Source organism: Ruegeria sp. YTSC192 (genome assembly GCF_059609705.1).
The window spans coordinates 76,805-97,983 of the sequence record NZ_JBXWMG010000013.1; the positions used below are offsets into that span (position 1 = coordinate 76,805).

General features: G+C 60.1%; 21 protein-coding genes. 9 read left to right on the forward strand and 12 right to left on the reverse strand.

What is annotated here, in order from left to right; all coding sequences use genetic code 11:
• Window positions 1–214: 214 nt before the first annotated feature.
• From AC2FD8_RS17220 to AC2FD8_RS17240, 5 genes are all read right to left on the reverse strand, one after another.
• Complete coding sequence (locus AC2FD8_RS17220; RefSeq protein WP_496858151.1) at window positions 215–994, reverse strand: SDR family oxidoreductase; 780 nt, start codon at window positions 992–994, stop codon at window positions 215–217.
• 20 nt (window positions 995–1,014) lie between these two features.
• The gene (locus AC2FD8_RS17225) at window positions 1,015–1,986 is read right to left on the reverse strand and encodes a calcium/sodium antiporter (RefSeq protein ID WP_496858153.1); all 972 of its coding nucleotides are present in this window, start codon (window positions 1,984–1,986) and stop codon (window positions 1,015–1,017) included.
• A gap of 168 nt (window positions 1,987–2,154) precedes the next feature.
• Window positions 2,155–2,952 carry a S49 family peptidase gene (locus AC2FD8_RS17230; RefSeq protein ID WP_496858155.1) on the reverse strand — a complete coding sequence of 266 codons (798 nt, stop codon included), beginning with the start codon at window positions 2,950–2,952 and terminating at the stop codon, window positions 2,155–2,157.
• A 121-nt stretch (window positions 2,953–3,073) separates the two neighbouring features.
• Entirely contained in the window at window positions 3,074–3,835 is a 762-nt protein-coding gene (locus tag AC2FD8_RS17235) for an ABC transporter permease (RefSeq protein ID WP_496858157.1), read from the reverse strand.
• Window positions 3,832–4,761 (reverse strand): ABC transporter ATP-binding protein, encoded by a 930-nt coding sequence (locus AC2FD8_RS17240; protein ID WP_496858158.1) that lies wholly within the window; start codon window positions 4,759–4,761, stop codon window positions 3,832–3,834. The genes AC2FD8_RS17235 and AC2FD8_RS17240 overlap by 4 nt, the downstream gene beginning before the upstream one ends.
• 126 nt (window positions 4,762–4,887) lie before the next feature.
• Between AC2FD8_RS17240 and AC2FD8_RS17245 the strand changes: the two genes are divergently transcribed.
• Window positions 4,888–5,997 carry a CaiB/BaiF CoA transferase family protein gene (locus AC2FD8_RS17245; protein WP_496858160.1) on the forward strand — a complete coding sequence of 370 codons (1,110 nt, stop codon included), beginning with the start codon at window positions 4,888–4,890 and terminating at the stop codon, window positions 5,995–5,997.
• Between the two features lie 57 nt (window positions 5,998–6,054).
• On the opposite strand, the gene hemE is transcribed toward AC2FD8_RS17245, so the two are convergent.
• A complete protein-coding gene (gene hemE, locus AC2FD8_RS17250) occupies window positions 6,055–7,089 on the reverse strand; it encodes a uroporphyrinogen decarboxylase (protein WP_496858162.1) in 1,035 nt (344 codons plus the stop codon).
• Between the two features lie 105 nt (window positions 7,090–7,194).
• Between hemE and hemC the strand changes: the two genes are divergently transcribed.
• A complete protein-coding gene (gene hemC / locus AC2FD8_RS17255) occupies window positions 7,195–8,160 on the forward strand; it encodes a hydroxymethylbilane synthase (protein WP_496858163.1) in 966 nt (321 codons plus the stop codon).
• A 224-nt stretch (window positions 8,161–8,384) separates the two neighbouring features.
• Here the strand turns inward: hemC and AC2FD8_RS17260 are convergent, their stop codons facing one another.
• The 6 genes from AC2FD8_RS17260 to AC2FD8_RS17285 are packed head-to-tail and all read right to left on the reverse strand — an operon-like array spanning window position 8,385 to window position 13,831.
• Entirely contained in the window at window positions 8,385–9,656 is a 1,272-nt protein-coding gene (locus AC2FD8_RS17260) for an aspartate aminotransferase family protein (RefSeq protein ID WP_496858165.1), read from the reverse strand.
• Between the two features lie 27 nt (window positions 9,657–9,683).
• On the reverse strand, window positions 9,684–10,793 hold the full coding sequence (locus tag AC2FD8_RS17265; protein ID WP_496858167.1) for a mandelate racemase/muconate lactonizing enzyme family protein: 1,110 nt from the start codon (window positions 10,791–10,793) through the stop codon (window positions 9,684–9,686).
• The gene (locus AC2FD8_RS17270; RefSeq protein WP_496858249.1) at window positions 10,790–11,047 is read right to left on the reverse strand and encodes a cupin domain-containing protein; all 258 of its coding nucleotides are present in this window, start codon (window positions 11,045–11,047) and stop codon (window positions 10,790–10,792) included. The genes AC2FD8_RS17265 and AC2FD8_RS17270 overlap by 4 nt, the downstream gene beginning before the upstream one ends.
• A gap of 23 nt (window positions 11,048–11,070) precedes the next feature.
• Window positions 11,071–12,177: a mandelate racemase/muconate lactonizing enzyme family protein gene (locus AC2FD8_RS17275; protein ID WP_496858169.1), complete on the reverse strand. Its 1,107-nt coding sequence runs from the start codon at window positions 12,175–12,177 to the stop codon at window positions 11,071–11,073.
• Entirely contained in the window at window positions 12,174–12,752 is a 579-nt protein-coding gene (locus AC2FD8_RS17280) for a dimethylsulfonioproprionate lyase family protein (RefSeq protein WP_496858171.1), read from the reverse strand. Before AC2FD8_RS17280 ends, AC2FD8_RS17275 begins: the two co-directional genes overlap by 4 nt.
• Window positions 12,749–13,831 (reverse strand): alcohol dehydrogenase family protein, encoded by a 1,083-nt coding sequence (locus AC2FD8_RS17285; RefSeq protein WP_496858173.1) that lies wholly within the window; start codon window positions 13,829–13,831, stop codon window positions 12,749–12,751. The genes AC2FD8_RS17280 and AC2FD8_RS17285 overlap by 4 nt, the downstream gene beginning before the upstream one ends.
• Before the next feature lie 137 nt (window positions 13,832–13,968).
• Here AC2FD8_RS17285 and AC2FD8_RS17290 point away from each other — a divergent pair, with 137 nt between their 5' ends.
• The 7 genes from AC2FD8_RS17290 (at window position 13,969) to AC2FD8_RS17320 (ending at window position 21,119) form a co-directional block, all read left to right on the forward strand.
• Complete coding sequence (locus AC2FD8_RS17290) at window positions 13,969–14,856, forward strand: MurR/RpiR family transcriptional regulator (protein WP_496858175.1); 888 nt, start codon at window positions 13,969–13,971, stop codon at window positions 14,854–14,856.
• A 200-nt stretch (window positions 14,857–15,056) separates the two neighbouring features.
• On the forward strand, window positions 15,057–15,701 hold the full coding sequence (locus AC2FD8_RS17295) for a DUF4129 domain-containing protein (RefSeq protein WP_496858177.1): 645 nt from the start codon (window positions 15,057–15,059) through the stop codon (window positions 15,699–15,701).
• Window positions 15,698–17,008 (forward strand): hypothetical protein, encoded by a 1,311-nt coding sequence (locus tag AC2FD8_RS17300; RefSeq protein ID WP_496858179.1) that lies wholly within the window; start codon window positions 15,698–15,700, stop codon window positions 17,006–17,008. The genes AC2FD8_RS17295 and AC2FD8_RS17300 overlap by 4 nt, the downstream gene beginning before the upstream one ends.
• A complete protein-coding gene (locus AC2FD8_RS17305; RefSeq protein ID WP_170481089.1) occupies window positions 16,998–17,954 on the forward strand; it encodes an AAA family ATPase in 957 nt (318 codons plus the stop codon). The genes AC2FD8_RS17300 and AC2FD8_RS17305 overlap by 11 nt, the downstream gene beginning before the upstream one ends.
• Window positions 17,955–17,980: 26 nt before the next feature.
• On the forward strand, window positions 17,981–19,234 hold the full coding sequence (locus tag AC2FD8_RS17310) for a DUF58 domain-containing protein (protein ID WP_496858181.1): 1,254 nt from the start codon (window positions 17,981–17,983) through the stop codon (window positions 19,232–19,234).
• Window positions 19,234–20,229 (forward strand): stage II sporulation protein M, encoded by a 996-nt coding sequence (locus AC2FD8_RS17315; RefSeq protein WP_496858183.1) that lies wholly within the window; start codon window positions 19,234–19,236, stop codon window positions 20,227–20,229. Before AC2FD8_RS17310 ends, AC2FD8_RS17315 begins: the two co-directional genes overlap by 1 nt.
• On the forward strand, window positions 20,226–21,119 hold the full coding sequence (locus tag AC2FD8_RS17320; RefSeq protein ID WP_496858185.1) for an RDD family protein: 894 nt from the start codon (window positions 20,226–20,228) through the stop codon (window positions 21,117–21,119). Before AC2FD8_RS17315 ends, AC2FD8_RS17320 begins: the two co-directional genes overlap by 4 nt.
• The last annotated feature ends 60 nt before the right edge of the window (window positions 21,120–21,179 follow it).

Here is a 21,179-nt window from a genome sequence, read left to right on the forward strand (position 1 = left end):
CTGTGGATAACTATGAAGATAAGTTTCCTTGAACGCGGATTTTTCCTTGTTTCCTTGCCTCTTCGTTAATTTGCCTAAAAAATAGGCATATACTCAAGTGATTGATTTATATGTTTATTTTTTTGTGCACTTAGCAAGTGTATGAAAAATAAGACGTTTTTGTAACGAACAAGTAACGAAAAAGGGAGCAGTGCAAAACTTGCGGCGGAAATACCTATTCCACACCCAGCACATCCGGCGTCTGCCATCCAAGATGCTGTCCGCCGTCCACACACAAAAGCTGCCCGGTGACGGCATGCGCGTCCAGAAAATAGCCCAGTGCGGCGGTGATATCTGACGGGTTCGACCCACGCTCCAGCACTGTGTTGGCGCGCTGCGCTTTGAAGTGCTGCGCGCTCTGACGATGGCCCTGCATAGTGGGCCCCGGACCGATAGCGTTGACGCGAATTGCGGGCGTCAGCGCCTGTGCAGCCGTGCGCGTCAGCGCCCACAGGCCCATCTTGGCGATGGTGTAGCTCATGAATTCGGGCGTCAGTTTCCGCACCCGCATATCAACCATGTTGACGATCAGGCCAGCGGCCTGCGGCTCTCCCTGCGCATCCGTCTCGGGTTGCAAGCCTTGGTCGGCCATGGCCTGAGTCAGAACGAAGGGTGCGCGCAGGTTGCTGTCGAGGTGCCGGTCCCAGCTTTTGCGCGTGGCCGTATGAATGTTGTCATACTCAAATACCGATGCATTGTTGACCAGACAGGTGATCGGCCCGCCCAGAGCCTCGGCCGCGCGCGGCAGCAGGGTGGTCACCTGCGCCTCATCCAGAAGATCGGCCTGTAGCGCCTCAGCTTGGCGGCCCAGCGCCTGTACTTCGGCAACTGTCTCAGCCGCAGGCTGTTCCGAGGTCGCATAGTGAACGGCCACATCGTACCCGCGCCCCGCCAGATACAGGGCCATGGCCCGACCCAAGCGGATTCCGGCTCCGGTTACTAGCGCGCGGGACATGGGTACCTCTTTCCGTCAGATCACATCAGCAATGTGGTGACATAAAGCGCATAAAGGAACGTCAACGCCAGCCCCCAGATCCGCGAAATGTCCTGTTTGAAGAACACAAACGGGATCAGCAGCAGCGATGCGCCCAGCATGACCCACAGGTCGAATTCAAGGAATTCCGGATCGACCGGGATGTTGCCGAACCAGGTGGCAATGCCGACGATGGCCAGCAGGTTGAACATGTTCGAGCCGATCACGTTGCCCAACGCCACATCCGCCTGACGCCGCAGCGCCGCCATGACAGTCGTCGCCAGTTCGGGTAGAGAGGTTCCGAGTGCCACAAGCGTCAAACCGATCACCGTTTCGCTGATCCCGTACATCAGGGCAATTTCGGTGGCGTTCTCGACCAGCAGATGCGCGCCCATGGGCAGACCGATCAGACCTAGGATCACGTAGATCAAGATCTTCCAATAGGGCATGTTCGGATCAGCCTCTTCCAGGCCGTCCAGCTCCTCATCATCATCGCATGCCCCTGCCGCATCTGCGCAGGCCTTGCGATGCGCCTTGGCTTCGCGAAAGGCGTTCCACAGGACCAGTCCGAGGGCGGTAAGCAATATGGCGCCGCTGATCAGATTGAACACGCCACAGAAAGCCAGCCCGATGAACAGGACACTCGCCAACAGCATGAAGACATAGTTCCTGCGGCTGTCGCATTCGCTGGTGTGTAGCGTCGCAAACAAGGCAGGCAGGCCCAGCACCAGAAGGATATTCGCCGTGTTGGAGCCTACTACATTGCCCAGCGCAAGGCCGGGGGCACCTTCGTCAATCGCGCTGATCGCAATCAGCAACTCGGGCGCAGACGTACCAAATGCGACGATGGTCAGGCTGATGATCAGCGCGGGCACACCCAGTCGAAGGCTCAGGTTCACCGCACCGCGCACCAGCGCATCACCCGCCAGCAGCAAGATCACCAACCCAAGGCCGGAGAGCAGCCATGCCGTCATGTCCGGCCTCCTTTTTCACAGGCGCAAGGGCCCTTGCCGATTCTGAACCGACCGCAGCGCGGGCATTTGGCAGAACTAAGGCGGTTTTGCCCCGGAAAGCGCAGCTTGCCGAACATCGCCAAAACACCCATGGCGACCAGAAACAGAGTGACGATCTTGATGATCACGCTACAGACCGAAACGCGCGAAGGCCGCCCGCTCCTCTAGCCCCGCTACGGCGTCCTGCGCCAGCGCGGCCCCGAAACGTGACCAAAGTGGTTTGCGCACGCCGTAACGGCGGAACTTCACCTTGTCGCCGAACCGCTCCTGCATCTTGGGTTTCAGATGGGCGACGCCTTCGATCAGGCCCAGCTCCTGCGCGCGCCGCGCCAGCCAGACCTCACCTGTGAACAGATCGGCATCCGCATCCAGTTTGTCGCCGCGACGGGCTTTGACATGGGTGATGAAATTCTCGTGGATGTCCTCCAGCAGGCCTTCCAGCCGCGCGACATCCTCTTCTTTTTCCGGGCGGAACGGGTCGAGCATGGATTTCGATTTCCCGGCCGTGTGAACGCGCCGCTCAAAACCCTGTTTTGCCAGGAACTCATGCGCCCCGAACCCGGCCGAGATCACACCGATCGACCCAAGGACCGAGCTGTCATCGGCCCAGATCTCGTCCGCTGCCGCCGCCAGCCAATACCCGCCCGAGGCCGCAACGTCCTCGACAAAGGCCACGACCGGTATCTCAAGCTCATCAGATAACCGCCGGATACGCGCGCCGATCAGAGAGCTTTGCACAGGCGACCCGCCGGGCGAGTTGACCTCAAGCGCGACGGCCACGGGCTTGCCCTTGCGAAAGGCCTTTTCCAGCACTGGCGCCAGCGCGGTATCGTTCAACGCGCCGCGCCCGGCCATGCCGATAGCACCGGACAGGCGAACGATGGCCACAACGGGCGGTTTTTTGACAAATGGCAGGCTGAGCTTCATGGGTGCCGATGTAGAGTGCCCCCAACGGCTAAACAAGGGACTCGCAGAACGCAAAACGCGGCGTTAGACAATTTCCTTACACCGATGGGCAAAAATGCAACGCCTTGACGCGTTTTGCGTTTTAGCTGCGGATGCGCCAGCCGGTTTTGAAGATCCACCAGATGATCGCAAGACACAGTCCGGTGAAGGCCACGATGGCCAAAAGGCTGAACACAATCGGAACATCAGCCAGCCCATAGAACGACCAGCGGAAGCCCGAAATCAGGTAGACTACAGGGTTGAACAAGGTGATCGTCTGCCACAACGGCGGCAGCATCGAAATCGAATAGAATGTGCCGCCCAGAAAGATCAGCGGCGTCACAATCAGCTGCGGCACCAGCGACATCTGTTCGAAATTGCTGGCCCAAATTCCGATTATGAACCCCAGAAGCGAGAAGCTGAGGCAGGACAGCACCAGAAACGCGGCCATCGCCAGTGGATGCTCGATCCGGATGTCGACGAAGAATGTCGCGGTCGCAAGAATCACCAGACCGACGAATAGCGCCTTGGTCGCCGCCGCACCCACATAGCCTATGACAATTTCGATGAAATTGACCGGGGCCGACAGCAATTCATAGATCGTGCCCAGAAACTTTGGAAAATAGATCCCGAACGACGCGTTCGAGATCGCCAGCATGACCACCGACAACATGATCAGCCCGGGCACGATGAATGCCCCGTATGAGACGCCCTCAACCTCTTGAATCCGGCTGCCGATGGCCGTGCCGAAGACCACAAAGTACAGCGAGGTCGACAGGACCGGCGACAGAAAACTCTGGGCCAAGGTGCGAAAAAACCGGGCCATCTCAAACCGGTAGATGGCGGCAATGGCGGTCCAGTTCATGCGGCCTCTCCCGATACCAGATTGACGAATATCTCTTCCAGACTGGATTGCCTTGTCTGCACATCCCGCAGGACTAGCCCCGATTGGGCCACGTCATTCAGCAATGTTGTGATCCCGGTCCGGTCCGCATTGGTGTCATAGGTATAGATCAGCGCATCGCCATTTCCGTTCAGAACCAGATTATGCGCGGCCAAACTGTCCGGGATCGCGGTGATCGGCTGGGTCAGCATGACCTCGATCTGTTTCTTGCCCATCTGCGCCATCAGGGTATCCTTGTCCTGCACCAGCAGCAGTTCACCCTTGTCGATGACGCCCACACGGTCGGCGATGGCTTCGGCCTCTTCGATGTAATGCGTGGTCAAAATGATGGTGACGCCCGCCTGCTTCAGCTCGGCGACGATCTCCCACATATCCTTGCGCAGCTCGACATCGACACCGGCGGTTGGCTCATCCAGAAACAGAATGCGCGGCTCGTGGGCCAGGGCCTTGGCGATCAGAACCCGGCGTTTCATGCCGCCGGAGAGTTCCTTGATCGCGTTCTTGCGTTTATCCCACAGCGACAGTTTGCGCAGGATCTCTTCGATCCGCGCGCTGTCGTTGCCATACCCAAACAGCCCGCGGGAAAACCGGACTGTGTTATAGACCTTCTCGAACGGCTCCAGCGCAATCTCCTGCGGCACCAGCCCGATCATCTTGCGGGCGGCGCGGAACTCGGCCTGTATATCGTGCCCACCAACCGAGACACTGCCCGAGGTCGGCGTGGTGATCCCGCAAATGGTCGAGATAAGCGTTGTCTTCCCCGCCCCGTTCGGCCCGAGCAGAGCAAGGATTTCGCCTTCCTCGATGTCCAGCGACACGCCTTTCAGCGCCTCAAACCCGTCCGCATAGGATTTGCGCAAATCCTTGATCGACAAAATGGTAGTCATGCCTGTTTCCCCGTTCTGGCAGAGACCCTATCGTTTCGCCTCCCGGTGGAACAGGCCAATTTCGCACAGAGCTCTGCGCAGAATTGCTGTAGGGTCCGGGGAACGCTGCACATACCGGAGAGATCCATGCTGAACGGAATACGCATCATCGAGATCGAGGGCCTGGGCCCCGGCCCTTTCGCCGCCATGTTGCTGGCTGATCTCGACGCGGATGTGATCACCATCCACCGCAAGGGCGGTAGCGTGACACCCGGCATGCCGGAACGCTCGGTGCTGGACCGGGGCAAACGGTCCATTGCGCTTGATCTCAAGGATGCAACCGACTTGAACACCGCCAAGGAACTCATCACCACCGCCGACGCGCTGATCGAAGGTTTCCGCCCCGGCGTGATGGAGAAACTGGGACTGGGGCCTGACATCTGCCATGCGCTGAACCCAAAACTGGTCTACGGCCGCATGACCGGCTGGGGACAGGACAGCCCCTTGTCACACACCGCCGGGCATGACCTGAACTACATCGCCCTTTCGGGCGCGCTTTGGTACGCGGCGCAACCTGAAACACCCCCACAAACCCCTGCAACCCTCGTCGGCGACATTGGCGGCGGCGCGATGTACCTGGTCACAGGCCTCCTTGCCGGTTTGCTCAACGCCCAGCGCACTGGTCAGGGTACCGTCGTCGATGCGGCCATCTACGATGGTTCGGCGCATATGATGAACCTGCTGATGAGCATGCGTCAAACCGGCAACCTGTCAGAAACGCGCGGCCAAAGCCTGCTTGACGGTCCACACTGGAGCCGCACCTACCGCTGCGCCGATGACGGCTTTGTCACGGTCCAATGCCTAGAGCCAAAATTCTATGCCGAATTCCTGAACATTCTGAACCTGTCACAAAACCCCGACTTGCAGCAGCAATTCAACCCCACGCTCTGGCCCGACCAAACCAAGCGACTGGAGGCCCTGTTCCTGACCAAACCCCGAGACCACTGGGCGGCGCTGTTTCACGAAACCAATGCCTGCGTCGCCCCGGTCCTTGACCCGGTCGAGGCGCAAAACCACCCCATGAACACCACCCGCCAAACCTGGCAAATCGTGGATGGCACGTTGCAAGCCGCCGCCGCGCCCCGTTTCTCGACCACGCACTGGAGCGCCAAACCCAGCCCGGCCCGAGGCGAACACACCCAAGACATTCTGGACGAACTCTCCGACCAGAACCAATCCGCCTCTTCATCTGGCTAAAAATATCTCGGGGGATGAATTGGCCAAAGGCCAAGAAGGGGGCTGGCCCCCTTCCTTTTACCGCCCGCGCACCGTGTCGATCATCAACTGCACGTTCTCAGGATCCGCATCCGGCGTAATCCCATGTCCAAGGTTGAAGATATGCGGTCCCTTGGAAAACGCCTCAACAATTTGCCGCGTCTCATCCACCAGCGCCTGACCGCCGGTGACCATATGGGACGAGGCCAAATTCCCTTGCACACAGCCATCAACCTGCACATGCGCCGCCGCCCAATCCGGCGCGACCGAGTTGTCCAGCGCGACACAATCCACACCAGTTGCCTTGGCAAACCCGACATAGCCCTCGCCCGCCTCGCGCGGGAAACCGATGACCGGAACACCGGGATGGCGTGCCTTTATGGCCTGCGTGATCACGCGGCATGGCTCAACCGCGTATTTCTGGAATGCGTCGCCTTTCAAAGACCCGGCCCAGCTGTCGAAGATCTTGACCACCTCGGCCCCGGCTTCGATCTGAGCCGACAGATACTCGATCGTCGCCAGTGTGATCCGCTCCAACAGAGCCTCGAAAAGGGCATTGTTCCCCTCGCGCAGCGCATGCGCAGGACCCTGATCAGGCGTACCACGCCCTGCGATCATATAGGTCGCGACAGTCCACGGCGCGCCTGCGAATCCGATCAACGTCGTCTCGGATGGCAGTTCCTTCGACAGAATGCGCACCGTTTCATAGACCGGGGACAGGGTCTCGTGAATGTCCTCAACCGGCTTCAACACGTCAAAGTCGGATTGCTGCGTGATCGTCGAAAGGCGCGGGCCTTCGCCTGTGACAAACCACAAATCCGCCCCCAGCGCCTGGGGAACCAGAAGGATGTCGGCAAACAGGATCGCGGCGTCAAACCCATAACGGCGGATGGGCTGCAACGTGACCTCGGCCGCCAGTTCGGGATTATAGCACAGCGACAGGAAATCCCCGGCCTTCGCGCGGGTGGCACGGTATTCCGGCAGATACCGCCCGGCCTGACGCATCATCCAGATCGGCGGAATCTCCTGAACCTCTCCGGCCAGTGCCCGCAGCAATGTCTTCGTCTCAGCCATCATCGCCCTCAATCTTGCGTTTCGCCCACGGGTCGACGCTCAGTGGCAATTTGTCAAGCACTGCCCCCATTGTCAGGGCAATGTGACGCGACTAAAGCTGTGCCCATGACACTGACTCTGCCCACCCCCGCATCGCCGCTGAAAATTGGTACCCGAGGCTCTCCGCTGGCTTTGGCACAAGCCTATGAGACCCGTCAGAGGCTGCGCGATGCGTTCGGGCTGAGCGATGAGGCCTTTGAGATCGTCGTGATCAAAACCACCGGCGACAACCGCGCCATGATCGATGCGGATCGCCCGTTGAAAGAGATCGGCAACAAGGGCCTTTTCACCAAAGAGATCGAAGAGGCGATGCTGCGCGGCGATATCGACATCGCCGTCCATTCCACCAAGGATATGCCCGTCGAACAGCCCGCCGGGCTGGTGTTGGATACGTTTCTACCGCGAGAGGATGTGCGCGATGCGTTCATTTCCCCGCAATTCACCTCGATCCACGACCTGCCGGAAGGCGCCGTTGTCGGCACGTCGTCCCTGCGGCGTCGGGCGCAATTGCTGAACCGCCGTCCCGACCTGACTGTGGTCGAATTTCGCGGCAACGTTCAGACCCGCCTGAAGAAACTGGCGGACGGCGTGGCTGATTGCACCTTTCTGGCCATGGCCGGCATCCGCAGATTGGGGATGGAGGACGCCCCCGCCACCGCCATTTCAACCGACGACATGTTGCCAGCCATCGCACAAGGCGCAATCGGTATTGAGCGTCGCGAAACAGACCACCGGGCCGCCGAACTGCTTGAGGCGCTTCATCACGCTGAAACCGATAAACGTCTGGCGGCAGAACGTGCGCTGCTGGCCGGGCTGGACGGATCTTGCGAGACCCCCATAGCCGGGCTTTGCGAAATCGAAAGCGGCCAGATGCGGCTAAGGGGCGAAGTTCTGCGCCCCGACGGGTCCGAGGCCATCGCGGAAAACGCAACAGGCGCTATCGAAGACGCCGCTGAAATGGGCCGGGCAATGGCCGATAAACTGCTGCACCAGGCAGGCCCCGGTTTCTTCGATTGGAAAAAATCTGATTAATTTTAACCAAAGTGAACTTGTTCACTGTAGCGTTCCGAAAAATCAGGCATTAATAGGACATACCGGTTGCAAGACTGGACAGCCTCGAAAGTATCGAAAGTTTTCAGATTGTTGGTGTTTTAATAAGTATTCGAGGGGGCGAGGCTACGCCCGGACTGCAATAGGTAGAAGGGCCGCTGTCAACTTTGACAGCGGCCCGTTTTCTTTTGATCAGCCCTTTTTTGTCAGCACAGAGCCGCAACCGCTTGTTTCACAGCTTCGCGCGTTTGTTCCAGATCGGCCTCGGTCACCGCCAGAGACGGATAGAGTTTGCCCGGAGATTTGAATATCCCGTTCTCGCGCAGGACATCATTGTAGCGCGCGTTCCGTTTGGGATCGTCGTGTTTCGCGCTGCGATAGTCGCGGCATGGGTTTTCTGTGAAATAGATATCAAACAGCGTTTCATCGCCGCAGATTTGATGGGGAATGCCCGCTTTGGTCAGCTCATCCGCCTGCATCTGCTGCAAGGCCGCGCCGGTTGCGCGCAACTGGTCATATGCCCCCTCGCGCCGCAGAATCTCCATCGTTTTCAACCCGGCGACCGAGGCCACTGGGTTACCTGACAGAGTGCCCAGTTGCATCAGCCATCCGGCCTCACCCACTTGCGATTTATCGAAATGCTTCATGATCTCGGCGCTTGCGCCCAGTGCGGCCAGAGGGAAACCGCCGCCGGTGATTTTACCCAGCGTGCAGATATCGGGCGTCACACCATACCGTTCCTGCGCCCCGCCATAGGCCAGACGGAATCCGGTGACGATCTCATCAAAGATCAGCAGCACATTGTATTTGTCACACAGCGCGCGCAGACCCTGCAGATATCCCGGCAGCGGGGGAATGATTCGCTGCAAAGGCTCTGCCATGATCGCAGCGATATCGTCATGTTCATTCAACAGAGTCTCAACGGCCTCAAGGTCATTGAAAGGCGCGATCAGCATCTGGTCTGCGACGCCTGAAGGGATACCGGCACTGTCCGGCACGGCTTGCGGGAAGTTCACCTCGCGGCTGGGGGCGAGGCTCATTTGCGCTTCGGCGCTCATGCCGTGATAACCGCCTTCGAATTTCAGGATCTTGTCCCGCCCGGTATAGGCGCGGGCCAGACGAATCGCGTACATATCTGCCTCACCACCCGAGGCGACAAAGCGTACCTGTTCACAGCAGGGCACGGCGTCGATGATCGCCTCAGCCAGTTCGACGCCTTTGCTGTTATTTGCAAAAAAGGTCATGCCATTGGGCAGTTGCTCCAAAACAGCCTCGAGCACTTCGGGGTGGCCATGACCCAAAAGCATCGGGCCCGAACCGATAAGGTAGTCGATATATTCGTTCCCATCCTCATCCCAGACGCGGCTGCCTTCGCCGCGTGAGATCATGATGCCGGGGTCGAAATTGCCGAACCCACCCGCCGGCAGAGCCGCCTTTGCGCGGTCGATCCATTCGGATTGAGTGTTGATCTTGAGCATATCACGCGATCTCCATCGTCAAAAAAATCAGGGTCTGTAAACGGCCACCGGGGCGCCCAGCGCGTCTTCGTCGGGTTGCACACCAAGGCCGGGCGTGTCGGGCAGATGCAAATGGCCGTCCTCGTTGCGCGGGCCGCGTCCGCCTGCGATGTCGACGGTGATCATGTCCTGACAGGCCCAGACGGCGTGGCAATTGTCATCGGGGATGGTGGCGGCCAGATGCAGCGCCTCGGTATCTGCCAACACGGACCCTCCAGTCGCCATGACGAACATGTCGATCCCATGAGCCAGCGCAATATCTCGCATCCGCGCAGCCTTGGTCAGCCCACCGACCCGGTTCAGCTTGATCCCAAAAATCTCGGCCAGGCCATCCCGCGCGATCCGGGCGGCGTCCTGCAATGTGACAAGCGATTCGTCTACCGAAACAGGCGAGGCATGTTTCGCCGATATCGCTGCGATGTCGTCCAGCGTCTCGCCCGGCTGTTCGAACATCACGTTCAGGTCCTCACAGGCGCTCATCACGCGCAGGGCCTGTTGCCGGGTCCAACATCGATTGACGTCATAGAGGACAATCTCACCCGGTCGGCGGAGGCTTTCCACATCCCGAACACGGGCGATGTCGCGTTCCACATCACCACCGATCTTGACCGAATGCGCGATGTATCCCCGGCTGCGATAGCGTTCGATGACTTCGCGGGTTTCTTCAACGGTCTTTGCCCCGACGGACGAGGCAATCGGGCGCGGCGTTCGGGACCCTCCGCCCATCAGATCGGCGATGGGCAGGCCCGCTGCCTGACCGGCGATATCCCAACACGCCATATCAATCGGGCTTTTGGCATAGAGGTGACCGGGCAGCGCGAGGTCCATCGCGCGCTCGACCTCCAGCACCTTGCGGGGATCAAGACCCAGAATGAACGGAGCGATGGTTTCGATCCCGGCCCGGATGCCCGGCCCGTGTGCGGGAACATACGTATGCCCCCAAGGGGTGCCTTCGCCCCATCCCGTCAGGCCCGCATCGGTTTCAACCTTCACAATCGTTGCGTCGAGGTTTTCGAACTTCAGCCGCCCACCGGACAGCCAGTAGGGATGCTCCAGCGGCAGGTCGACCTGAAAAACCGTTAGTCGCGTGATCTTCATTTCAGTTCCACTTCGACAAAGGACATGAGGTGGTCCCCCGCGTTTATCACATTGTGTTCGACCCCTTGATCCCGGCGGTAGGATGTTCCCGCAGGCACTGTCACTTCATTGACAGTTCCATCGGGCAATTCCAAACGCATGTGGCAATCGGTGACGGCGGTGATCACATAGTCCATCGCATGGCGGTGCCAGCCGGTTTCGGCACCCGGGGCAAAGTCAAACCGTGTCACCCGTACGCGCGCGTCGTCGATCATCAGGGTTGCTTTGGCTTGGTCTCTCACAGGCGGAACTCCTCTACTGGCGTGCCGAGGCTTTCGAAATCGGGCACGACCCCCAATCCGGGCGTGTCCGAGGTATAGAGCTTGCCATCCCGCGAAATGGGGCCGCCAATTCCGGTCGACCGGGTATTGTAGTTCATCAAATCGGTCGTGTTCTGAAGATACTCGGGCGGGGTCGAGGCCGCAAAATGCGCCACAACCGCGCTTGTGATCTCACCCCCCCAGGTGTCTTCGCTGACCACGGGGATACGGTTTTCCACCAGAAAATCCCGCACACGTCGCGCCTTGCTGAGCCCACCAAGGTTCGAGATTTTCAGACAGCAGATCTCGGCCCCGCGATCGGCAACAATCCGTTGCGCCATGTGGATACCGGTCACGCATTCATCCAACTTCATCGGTTGTTCGGCAACACGGCGGACCTGCTGACATTCTTCATAGGTGCGGCAGGGCTGTTCGAGGATGAAATCCAGATCTCGCGTGGCCCGTGCCACCCGGATCGCATTATCGACCCGCCAGCCCTGATTGGCATCCGCCATCGCCTTTTCGCCCGGCTGCAGCAAAGGAACCGTGGCGCGGATCCGGTCTATATCGGTGGCCCAATCTCCTCCGACCTTGATCTGAAATTGCCGGTAGCCCTGATCGCGATAGGCATTCATCTCGGCCACCGTCTCATCTACCGCCTTTTGCGGCGCGACCCGGTACATGGGCGCGCCATCGGTCAGCTTTCCACCCAGCAGCATCCAGACCGGCTGATCACAGGCCTGGCCCAGGATATCCCAGCAGGCCGCATCGAACGGAGCCTTCGCGTAGCCATGACCCTGCACCAGACGATCCATCAATTGCTCGATCCGGCCAACCTGACGCGGGTCTTCCCCCATTAAGTGCGGCGCGACCAGCCGCGCCAGCGCGACGACGCCTTCGGAATGCGCGACCATGTAGTTCTCGCCACAGGGTGTGAACTCACCACAGCCTTGCAAGCCTGCATCCGTGTCGATGACCACGACCGAGGCGGTGGCCGTTTCGATGGCGTTCCCCGCGCCCCAGACATACGCGCCGCCAACATAGGGCAGCCCGGTCTGAAACACGCGGATCCGGGTGATCTTCATGCTGCGTCCATTCTGGGCAGATCCCCCATCCCTTCGCCGCGCCAAAGCACAAAAGTCAGGATCGGCTGATCCGTTGTGATCATCGCATGACTTTGCCAACTTTCGTGACTGCGTGTCTGACCTTGACCGACAAACGCCTCCTCCCCATCGACCTTGAACAGAGCACCCCCGGCCAGCGTCAGGTAAAGCTCCTCGGCCTGATGGCTGTGCCAGTCATAGGCCAAACCCGGCCCCCAATAGCCGACATAGCCGCGCAGCTGGGTTGAATGAAAATGACCGGTCGGGCCGAACAATTCGTAGTAGCCATAGCGGCTGAGGAACTCGGCACCGACCTCCTCCATCGTGTAGGTGTGTTTCCACTGGGCCAAATGCGCGGTCGCCTTGATCGCCTCGACCAAGGCCCGCGTCTCAGCACTGCCCGAGAGGGTCAACTCGCGCACCTGATCCGCAGCAGGGATATGGTTCGGTTCCAGTTCCGACGCCGACAGGTCAGTCGGCCATTCGCCAAAGGCGGACAGATCATGGTGCGTTTGATGCACCAAATGCGCGGCCCGCAGCACATCACCCAAAGTCATGGGATCACCACGATATTGCCGGTGTGATGCTTGGCGATGAAGGCGGCTTGCGCCTCGCGCAGTTCCTCAAGCGGATAGGTGGCCGCCAGCGCCGGTTTGATCTCACCCGCTTCGATATATGTCACAAGGTTTTGCATGACCTGCGGGTCAATCACAGTTGAGCCAGTGAAGGTCAGATCGCGCAGATAGAACGTGCGCAAATCAAGCTCGACCATCGGGCCAGCGATGGCACCTGAACAGGTATAACGCCCGCCCCGCTCCAGAATGTCGATCAACTTCGCCCAATAGGGACCACCGACCACGTCGGCCACCACAGTGATCTGCTCATCGCCCAGCGCAGCACGCAGGTTTTCCGGCGCGCGCGGAAGAATCATGTCTGGCCCCAAAGCTGCAACATCGGCGTGTTTAGCCTCGGACGCCAACGCAATCACCCGCGCGCCACGGCGCTTGGCCAGTTGCACAAGTGCGCCACCAACACCACCAGAGGCTCCCGGCACCAGAACCGTGTCTTTGTCTGTAACATTTGCCCGGGACAACATGCCCTCGGCCGTAGAATAGGAACAGGAAAAGGTCGCAAGCTCGGCATCCGACAAGTTCGATGTGATCGGCACCGCGTTGACAGCTAGCGTCGTTGCGTATTCGGCAAAGCCGCCATCCCGTTCGGACCCATAGTAGCCTGTTTTGTCCATATTGCCGGGATCATCCGGATCGCGCAGCCAGCCATCGGTGATCACCCTTTGGCCAATCCGCGCTGCATCCACGCCTGCACCGACGGCAACAATTTCACCGCAGACATCAGCACCCTGAATGCGCGGGAAAGTGATCGGCGCACCGCCCCATGTGGGGTCATCTTCACCCACCTCTTCAAACGCGCCGCCTGTCGTCGCATCTGTAACAGTCTTGGAATACCAGCCCGAGCGTGTGTTCACATCCGTGTTGTTCAAACCGCAAGCGGCAACCTTGATCAGCACCTCACCTGCAGCGGGTTCCGGGCGAGGCCAGTTTTCCTGCAGCACCATCTGCTCCAACCCGCCGTGACCCATGGTCACCATCGCCTTCATTGTGTCAGGCAAACTCATCCACTAGTCTCCTCAAATGCGCCGCAGGTCGGCAGAGGTGTTTCGGGGGCCACATACCGGCGTTTTCGATCATCTTGGTGCGGCCGGTGTGCGAATCTGCTCGACAGGCTAATTTCACAAGTGTACCACGGTCAACAATGAATGACACAAATGTATCATCAATCGTTCTTGACCGTCTGGCCGAGGAATGGGAGGCCCTGACACCCGAGGCCCAAAAGGCCGCGCGCTATGTGTTGGAAAACCCCACCGATGTCGGCGTCTCGACCGTGCGCGAAATTGCCGAAGCCGCGAATGTCAAACCGAACACCTTTGTCCGCATGGCCCGACAAGTCGGCTTTGAGGGGTATGAGGATTTTCGCGCCCCGTTCCGGCAGGCGATCCGGCAGGGATCAGTCTCATTCCCTGACCGCGCCCGGTGGCTTCAGGATATCGGCAAGTCCGGCGAGCTGGGCGGGCTTTATGCCGACATGATCGGCGCAGCGATCCGCAATATCGAAGAGACCTTTGCCAGAATCGACGCCAAACAACTGCAGGCCGCCGCCGAGGATATCTGGAACTGTCGCCAGATCTTCACGCTGGGCGTCGGGGTGAACAACTCGAACGCCCGCAACTTCACCTATCTCGCCTCGACCGGCATGAAGCAGTTTCACGCCATCCCCCGTTCCGGCTCGACCCCGGTGGACGATCTGGCCTGGGCGGATGAACAGGACGTCCTGATTGCGATCACCTGCCACCCCTATCGGACCGAAGTGATCGAGGCGATCAAGCTGGCGCGCCAGCAGGGTATGACGGTCGTTGGCATCTCGGACAGCCCGGCCAGCCCGGTGATCCTGAACGCACAACACGGGTTTGTTCTGTCCGCCGACACGCCGCAATTCTTCCCCTCGTCCGTCTCGACCATTGCTTTGCTTGAGACGCTTTTGTCTTTCGTGATCGCCGTTTCCAGTGATGAGATCGTCGATCGGGTTGCGCGGTTCCACCAGCGCAGGCATGAGCTTGGCCTCTATACGGCAGAGCCTGAATAGTCACATCCGACCCCGCTCGGAAAACCTGTCATGAAATCGCCACATGAGCCCGACAAATACGGGTCGCGTGCCCGCCTCGAACAATCAACAAGCGAGGCGCATTCTGCCGATTGCATGCATGACGAGAGTGAACTAACGATAGCCCAATGCGTTTTTTGACGGCCCTTTTTCTATCGTTTCTTTTCTGCGGTCCCACATTGGTGACAGCGCAAGAGAAGGCGCTTTCTCCGACCGAGCTTAGCCCCTCGGGGAAGGACTATCTAAAGACGGTTCGGTATCGCGGGATCGACACGGATGTGGTGTATTTCGACCCCACCCAACCGGCACCCCCGCTGGACACCAAATTCACACCCGCGCCCGAGGAAGAGTCTCAGACTGTCTCGGTTGATACCGACTGGACGATGGGGATCATCTCGGCACTGGTTCTGGCATTGTTGGCATGGATCCTGTACCTCAGCGTGGGTCGAACGTCGGTTTCTTTCCGGTCGGGGGCGGGCAACGCAAGACGCACCGGAAAGCCGTCAGTGGACACTGCCGAGACGGATGAGGAATTACCCGATCTGGACGCTGTTTTAAGGCAAGAGGATCGCAACCAGGCCGTCGTTGGACTGGCGCAACTGGTTCTGACCCGTTGCCTCAGCGCCAATGAGGTTCTGTTCAAGCGAAGCTGGACCCACCGCGAGGCGCTGCGCAGCCTGCCACAGAGCCTCTGGTATATCACTGATTTACGTGCGCTGGTGCTGGAAAGTGAACGGGTGCATTTCGGCCATCGATCCATCAGTGATACCGACTTCAACGCGCTGCTGACGCGCATCCGCCCGATCTTGCGCGAGGTCCGCGCATGAGTGATACGACCAACATTGCTGCAACCGGCAGGGTTCGGGTCGACTGGATCATCTTTGGCATCATCGGCGCGTTGTGCATCGGTATCTTCCTCTATGTGATGGCCGGTCGGCAATACGCGCTGCGCGACTCCTCGACCGGGTTCGACGGGCTAGAGCTGTGGCTGCGCGATCAGGGCCACACCGCGCAAACCTTTACCGGAGGCTGGTCGCTGGATCGCAGCACCATCGGCCTGTTGATCCAGCCCATCTATGACACCCAGCTGGACAAAGATCGCGCGCGCGCACAGACCAAAGACGACCTACTGCTGCAACCGGATGAGTTTGATCAGACTCTGGACGTGATCCGTGAAAAGGCGCAATCCGCGCCCAGTCTTGTAATATTACCCAAATGGCGCTCGGGCCTGCGGCTGACCGGGTTGGGGCACCCCATCCTTTTGTCCCCCGAAGAAGGGATCGAGGGTGCTCTGCATGGGATCGTTGGCTCGGATGTCGGCACAATCCGCTCGGCCCGTGTTCCATTCACCGATTTTGACGTGGCCTCTGACGATGCGCTGACCGCCCGCCTCTATGCGGCGCAGGTTTTTGACGGGCGAGGCTGCGAGCCGTTGGTGGGGCGTCGGGGCGCAATGGTTCTGGGTCTTTGCCCGCTGCCGGGCGACGGCGTGCAGCAAAAGGTCCATGTTCTGTCCGACCCGGATTTGTTGAACAACCATGGGCTGGCTCTGGGCGACAATGCCCGGATCGCGGCGCAGTTGCTGCCCGAGATCGCGGGCGAGAAGCGGATCATCATCGACTATAGCGATCGAAACTGGCTGACCGACCCGCAACAGCATGTCGCGCGCGAACGCACCTGGGATGACCTGAAACGCCTGTTCGAACCGCCATTCCTGACGCTTTGGATTGGTGCGGGGCTGCTGCTGGCGCTTGCGGTCTGGCGCGGAGGGGTGCGCAGCGGGCCGGTTGCCGATCTGACGCTAGGCCTTGGGACGGGCAAACGGACCGCCAACCGGGTTCGCGCACGGCTGATGCGGATGACCGATCAGGACGGTGCGCTGCTGTCGGATTTCATCGACACCCGCCTGCGCGCCCGCGCGGCGTCGGTGTTCGGCACCTCGCATGCCCTGCGCGGCACGCCTGAGGACGCGTACCTCAACTACGTTCGCGCCCGAAAACCAGACCTGACCGCGAAACTGGAAGATCTGATCGCATCCATCCGCGCCCTGCCTCCGCATCTGGGGCCGGAACACGCCATTCCCTATGTGGACCAATTTGAGTTGATACTGGAGCAACTTGCCGATGACGCTTGATGAATTGTTTTCCCATGCCGAAAGCCTCAGGGCTGAGATCGGCAAAGTTGTGCAAGGCCAGGAAGAGGCGGTTGACCTGCTGCTGACGGCGCTGTTTGCGCGAGGTCACGTGCTGCTTGAAGGGCCACCGGGCACGGCCAAGACACTGCTGGCGCGCAGCTTTGCAGGGGCTCTGAACCTTGAGTTCGGGCGCATTCAGTTCACGCCGGACCTGATGCCGGGCGATGTTCTGGGCACCTCGATCTACAATTTCCAGACCAGCGAGTTTGTTCTGACCAAAGGCCCCGTCTTCAGCCAAATCCTGCTGGCCGATGAGATCAACCGCGCCCCGCCCAAGACACAAGCCGCGCTGCTGCAGGCGATGAACGAACGTATGGTGACCATCGACGGCACCGACCATTCGCTGGGGTCCGAATTCATCGTCGTCGCCACCCAGAACCCGATTGAACAGCAAGGCACCTACCCGCTGCCCGAGGCGCAGCTGGACCGTTTCCTGTTCAAGGTAAACCTCAGCTTCCCACCCGAAGACGTGGAACTTTCGATCCTGCGCAAACACGCCAATGCGCCGTTGGATCCGCTGAGTGCGACGCAAACGGTGCGCCCTCTGTTGGATGCCCCGACGATGGCAGCGGCCCGGCAGTTGATTGATGAGATCGTGCTGGATGACGATATTCTGGCCTATATCCTGCGTCTGGTGCGCGCGACGCGTGAAAGCGCGGATATCGCCTTTGGGGCCTCGACCCGCGCGGCGGATGCCATCGCTGGGGCGACCCGCGCAACGGCGGCCTTGAACGGGCGCGATTTTGCCATTCCTGATGACGTCAAAACCCTGATCATCCACGCGCTGCAACACCGTATCGTTCTGTCCCCCGCCGCCGAAATCGAAGGGCGCGGGCCGCAGCAGGTGTTGGAAAACATCCTCAACCAGATCGAGGCCCCCCGCTGATCCGACCCTCGCGCATATTTCTGGCGATGGCCTGCGTGGCCCTTGGCCTGTCACTGGTGGCCGTTGTCGTGGGCGATGCAACCCGCACCGTGGCCGGGGCGCCATGGGTGATTCTGTGCGCGCTGGCCATCGGCGACCTGCTGCTGTCCTGGCCACGCCGCCGTTCGGTCTCGGTCGAGCCGCTGAGTGATATCTTCGTAGGCGAACAGGATGAGATCGCCCTAACCGTCACACCTGCGACCTCGGGCATGACCGGGCAGGTACACTGGCCCGAAGGGATCGAAGGACCGGCCCGGTTTGACCTGTCCAGCGGTCAGGCGCGCATTCCGTTTCGCGCCATTCGCCGGGGGAAATGGCGCCTCTCGCATCTGTGGCTCAGCTGGTCTTCCCGGTTCAAACTGTTCGAATTCGTCCCGAAAATCGCCTTTGGTCTTGAACTGGCGGTTGTGCCCAACATCCGCCGGGTGCAATCGGGTGAGATTTCGACAACGGTTCAATCGCGCCTGTTCGGCGTAAAGGAAAACCGCGCCATCGGTGAGGGCACCGAATTTCACCAGTTGCGGGATTTCGTGCCCGGCATGGATGCGAACTCGATCGACTGGAAGCGGTCGGCGCGGCATCGGTCTTTGGTCGCCAAAGAGGTCCGGGCCGAGCGCAATCATCATGTGATCATCGCCTTGGACAACGGCTATCAGATGCGTGAGGAGATCGCGGGCCTGCCCAAGATCGACCATGCGATCACCGCCGCCCTTGCCACCGCCTGGGCCGCGGCCATCGGGGGCGATCTGGTCGGTCTATACGCTTACGACGCCAAGCCGCGCATGTTCCTGCCCCCCGAACCGGGCCGCGCAACGTTCACCCGACTGCGCAGCCGCACGGCCGAGCTGCAATATGAAAGCGTCGAGACCAACCACACCCTCGCCATGACCGAGCTGAACGGGCGCACCCCGAAACGCAGTCTGATCATCGTGTTTTCGGATTTCGTCGACACCACCTCGGCCGAGCTGATGGTCGAGAACATCAACGCGCTGGCCAAGCGGCACCTGATCGTTTTCGTCACCCTGCGCGATCCGATCCTCGAGGCGCAGGTCAACACGGCCCCGCAGGACATGAACGACGTGGCCGAGACCGTCTCGACCGGACAGCTTCTGCGCGAACGCCGCCTTGTACTGGAACAGCTGCAACAGATCGGGGTAACCGTGATTGACGCCGAACCGGGCGAGATCTCGGCGCGGCTGATCTCGACCTATCTGGAAATCAAAGCGCGAGAGATGATCTGATGTCTGACGCCGATCTGATCCGCTCGGCCCGGTTCCGGCAGGAACGCGAAGGCGACTGGAGACGCTTGTCCGATCTGGTCGACAAGGCCGAAGGTCAGGGCCTGCATCGCATGAGCTTTCAAGAGGCGCGCGATCTGGCCGACCTCTACCGGCAGGCAACAACATCGCTGTCCATCGCGCGCGAAATCTCATTGGATCGCGGCTTGCTGGAATACCTTGAGGCGCTGACAAGCCGCGCCTATTTGAGTGTTTATGCCCCGCAGCAGCGGCTGGGCGGGATCATCCGCAAGTTCCTGACCAGCGGTGGGCCGCAAGCGATGCGGTCCTCCTGGCGCGTCACCCTTCTGGGGTTCCTGTGCATGGCGGCTGGCGCCATCGCCGGGTATTTCTTCTACGTCGACAATCCCGAATGGTTCTTTGTTTTTATGCCCACAGACCTGGCAGGCGGGCGCGGGCCAGATGCCAGCACGGACTACCTGCGCTCGGTCATCTACGGAGAGGAAGACGGCTCCGGGCTGGGGGCTTTTGCCACTTACCTGTTCTCGCACAACACACGCATCGCGATCTTCGTGTTTGGGCTGGGGGCATTCCTTTGCGCGCCAACAGTTCTTTTGCTGTTTTACAATGGCTTAATTCTAGGCGTGTTTTACGCGCTGCACGTTGATCGGGGCTTGGGCTGGGACCTGTTCGGCTGGCTGTCAATCCACGGCGTGACCGAGCTGTCGGCGATCTGCATTGCGGGCGCAGGCGGGCTGAAACTGGGCCTTGCCGTACTTTTTCCCGGCCAGCACACACGCCGCGCAGCCCTGCGCGCTGCCGGGCATGATGCGGTGAAACTGGCGCTGATCGCCGCGATGATGCTGGTCGCCGCTGCTCTGCTGGAAGGTTTTGGCCGACAGCTGGTACAGGACCGTACCACACGCATCGCCATCGGTTGGGGGATCGGCGCGCTGTGGCTGCTGTGGTTCTGCATGGGCGGAAGGAAACGGCAATGACCCAACCCAAGCTCGACCGTCTGCTGCCCCCCGAGGGCGTGCCGCTTTACTTCCGGGTTGCAGGTGTGGGCGTGCGCATGGCCGCCCAATTCGCCGATATTCTGATCACCGGGGTCGGCGCCATTGCCCTCTTCCTGCTTTTGCTGGCCATCGACGTTGTCCCGCCCGAGGCGCTTGTGGCCGTTGCCGCGATGCTATTCTTTGTCATCCGCATCCCCTACTACGCCGCGTCTGAACTGGTGTGGAACGGCCAGACCATCGGCAAGCGCATGATGAAGATCAAGGTGGTCTCAGCCGATGGACAGGCGCTGACGACGCAATCGCTTGTCGTTCGCAACCTGATGAAAGAGGCCGAGATTTTTCTGCCCGGCACGCTGATCTTGACCCTGAATGCCGAGGCTCTGATCCCGTCACTGATCTCGCTGGCCTGGGTGCTGGGCGTGGTTGCGGTGCCGGTGTTCAACAGGCGCAATCAACGGCTGGGGGACATTATCGCAGGCACCTATGTGATCCACCTGCCCAAGCCGATCCTGCTACCGGATATGTCCAAAGCAATCAAACCCGCCACAGCCACCCAGCCCCGGTTCCAGTTTCTGACCCATCAGCTTGAACATTACGGAGCGTTCGAATTGCAGACCCTCGAAGGGTTTCTGCGCGGCTCGGCGCGCTCGACCGGGCCCGAGGCGCACAAGCGGAAAAAGGAAACCATGGCCGCAATTGTCGAACAGGTCCGGCGCAAGATCGACTATGCCGATGCGGTACGGCCCGAAGACCAGCTTGCCTTTCTCGAAGCCTTCTACAAGGAACAACGCGCCTTTCTGGAACAGCGCCAGTTGTTCGGCGACAAGCGCGCCGATAAATTCCACGCCGAGGCAGACAAGCAAGGCTAACCACGCCTGTTGCAGATTTACCCAAGCGAGAAGCAGAAAAACGAAACTCGTCTTGAGGAT

Excerpts from the sequence above, each read along its gene's own strand:
- AC2FD8_RS17220 (WP_496858151.1), bottom strand. The coding sequence starts at position 994 with ATGTCCCGCGCGCTAGTAACCGGAGCCGGAATCCGCTTGGGTCGGGCC.
- AC2FD8_RS17265 (WP_496858167.1), bottom strand. The coding sequence starts at position 10,793 with ATGAAGATCACGCGACTAACGGTTTTTCAGGTCGACCTGCCGCTGGAG.
- AC2FD8_RS17235 (WP_496858157.1), bottom strand. The coding sequence starts at position 3,835 with ATGAACTGGACCGCCATTGCCGCCATCTACCGGTTTGAGATGGCCCGG.
- AC2FD8_RS17305 (WP_170481089.1), top strand. The coding sequence starts at position 16,998 with ATGACGCTTGATGAATTGTTTTCCCATGCCGAAAGCCTCAGGGCTGAG.
- hemE (WP_496858162.1), bottom strand. The coding sequence starts at position 7,089 with ATGGCTGAGACGAAGACATTGCTGCGGGCACTGGCCGGAGAGGTTCAG.
- AC2FD8_RS17260 (WP_496858165.1), bottom strand. The coding sequence starts at position 9,656 with ATGCTCAAGATCAACACTCAATCCGAATGGATCGACCGCGCAAAGGCG.
- AC2FD8_RS17275 (WP_496858169.1), bottom strand. The coding sequence starts at position 12,177 with ATGAAGATCACCCGGATCCGCGTGTTTCAGACCGGGCTGCCCTATGTT.
- AC2FD8_RS17290 (WP_496858175.1), top strand. The coding sequence starts at position 13,969 with ATGAATGACACAAATGTATCATCAATCGTTCTTGACCGTCTGGCCGAG.
- AC2FD8_RS17230 (WP_496858155.1), bottom strand. The coding sequence starts at position 2,952 with ATGAAGCTCAGCCTGCCATTTGTCAAAAAACCGCCCGTTGTGGCCATC.
- AC2FD8_RS17280 (WP_496858171.1), bottom strand. The coding sequence starts at position 12,752 with ATGACTTTGGGTGATGTGCTGCGGGCCGCGCATTTGGTGCATCAAACG.
- AC2FD8_RS17315 (WP_496858183.1), top strand. The coding sequence starts at position 19,234 with ATGTCTGACGCCGATCTGATCCGCTCGGCCCGGTTCCGGCAGGAACGC.
- hemC (WP_496858163.1), top strand. The coding sequence starts at position 7,195 with ATGACACTGACTCTGCCCACCCCCGCATCGCCGCTGAAAATTGGTACC.
- AC2FD8_RS17240 (WP_496858158.1), bottom strand. The coding sequence starts at position 4,761 with ATGACTACCATTTTGTCGATCAAGGATTTGCGCAAATCCTATGCGGAC.
- AC2FD8_RS17310 (WP_496858181.1), top strand. The coding sequence starts at position 17,981 with ATGGCCTGCGTGGCCCTTGGCCTGTCACTGGTGGCCGTTGTCGTGGGC.
- AC2FD8_RS17285 (WP_496858173.1), bottom strand. The coding sequence starts at position 13,831 with ATGAGTTTGCCTGACACAATGAAGGCGATGGTGACCATGGGTCACGGC.
- AC2FD8_RS17320 (WP_496858185.1), top strand. The coding sequence starts at position 20,226 with ATGACCCAACCCAAGCTCGACCGTCTGCTGCCCCCCGAGGGCGTGCCG.
- AC2FD8_RS17270 (WP_496858249.1), bottom strand. The coding sequence starts at position 11,047 with ATGATCGACGACGCGCGCGTACGGGTGACACGGTTTGACTTTGCCCCG.
- AC2FD8_RS17300 (WP_496858179.1), top strand. The coding sequence starts at position 15,698 with ATGAGTGATACGACCAACATTGCTGCAACCGGCAGGGTTCGGGTCGAC.
- AC2FD8_RS17245 (WP_496858160.1), top strand. The coding sequence starts at position 4,888 with ATGCTGAACGGAATACGCATCATCGAGATCGAGGGCCTGGGCCCCGGC.
- AC2FD8_RS17225 (WP_496858153.1), bottom strand. The coding sequence starts at position 1,986 with ATGACGGCATGGCTGCTCTCCGGCCTTGGGTTGGTGATCTTGCTGCTG.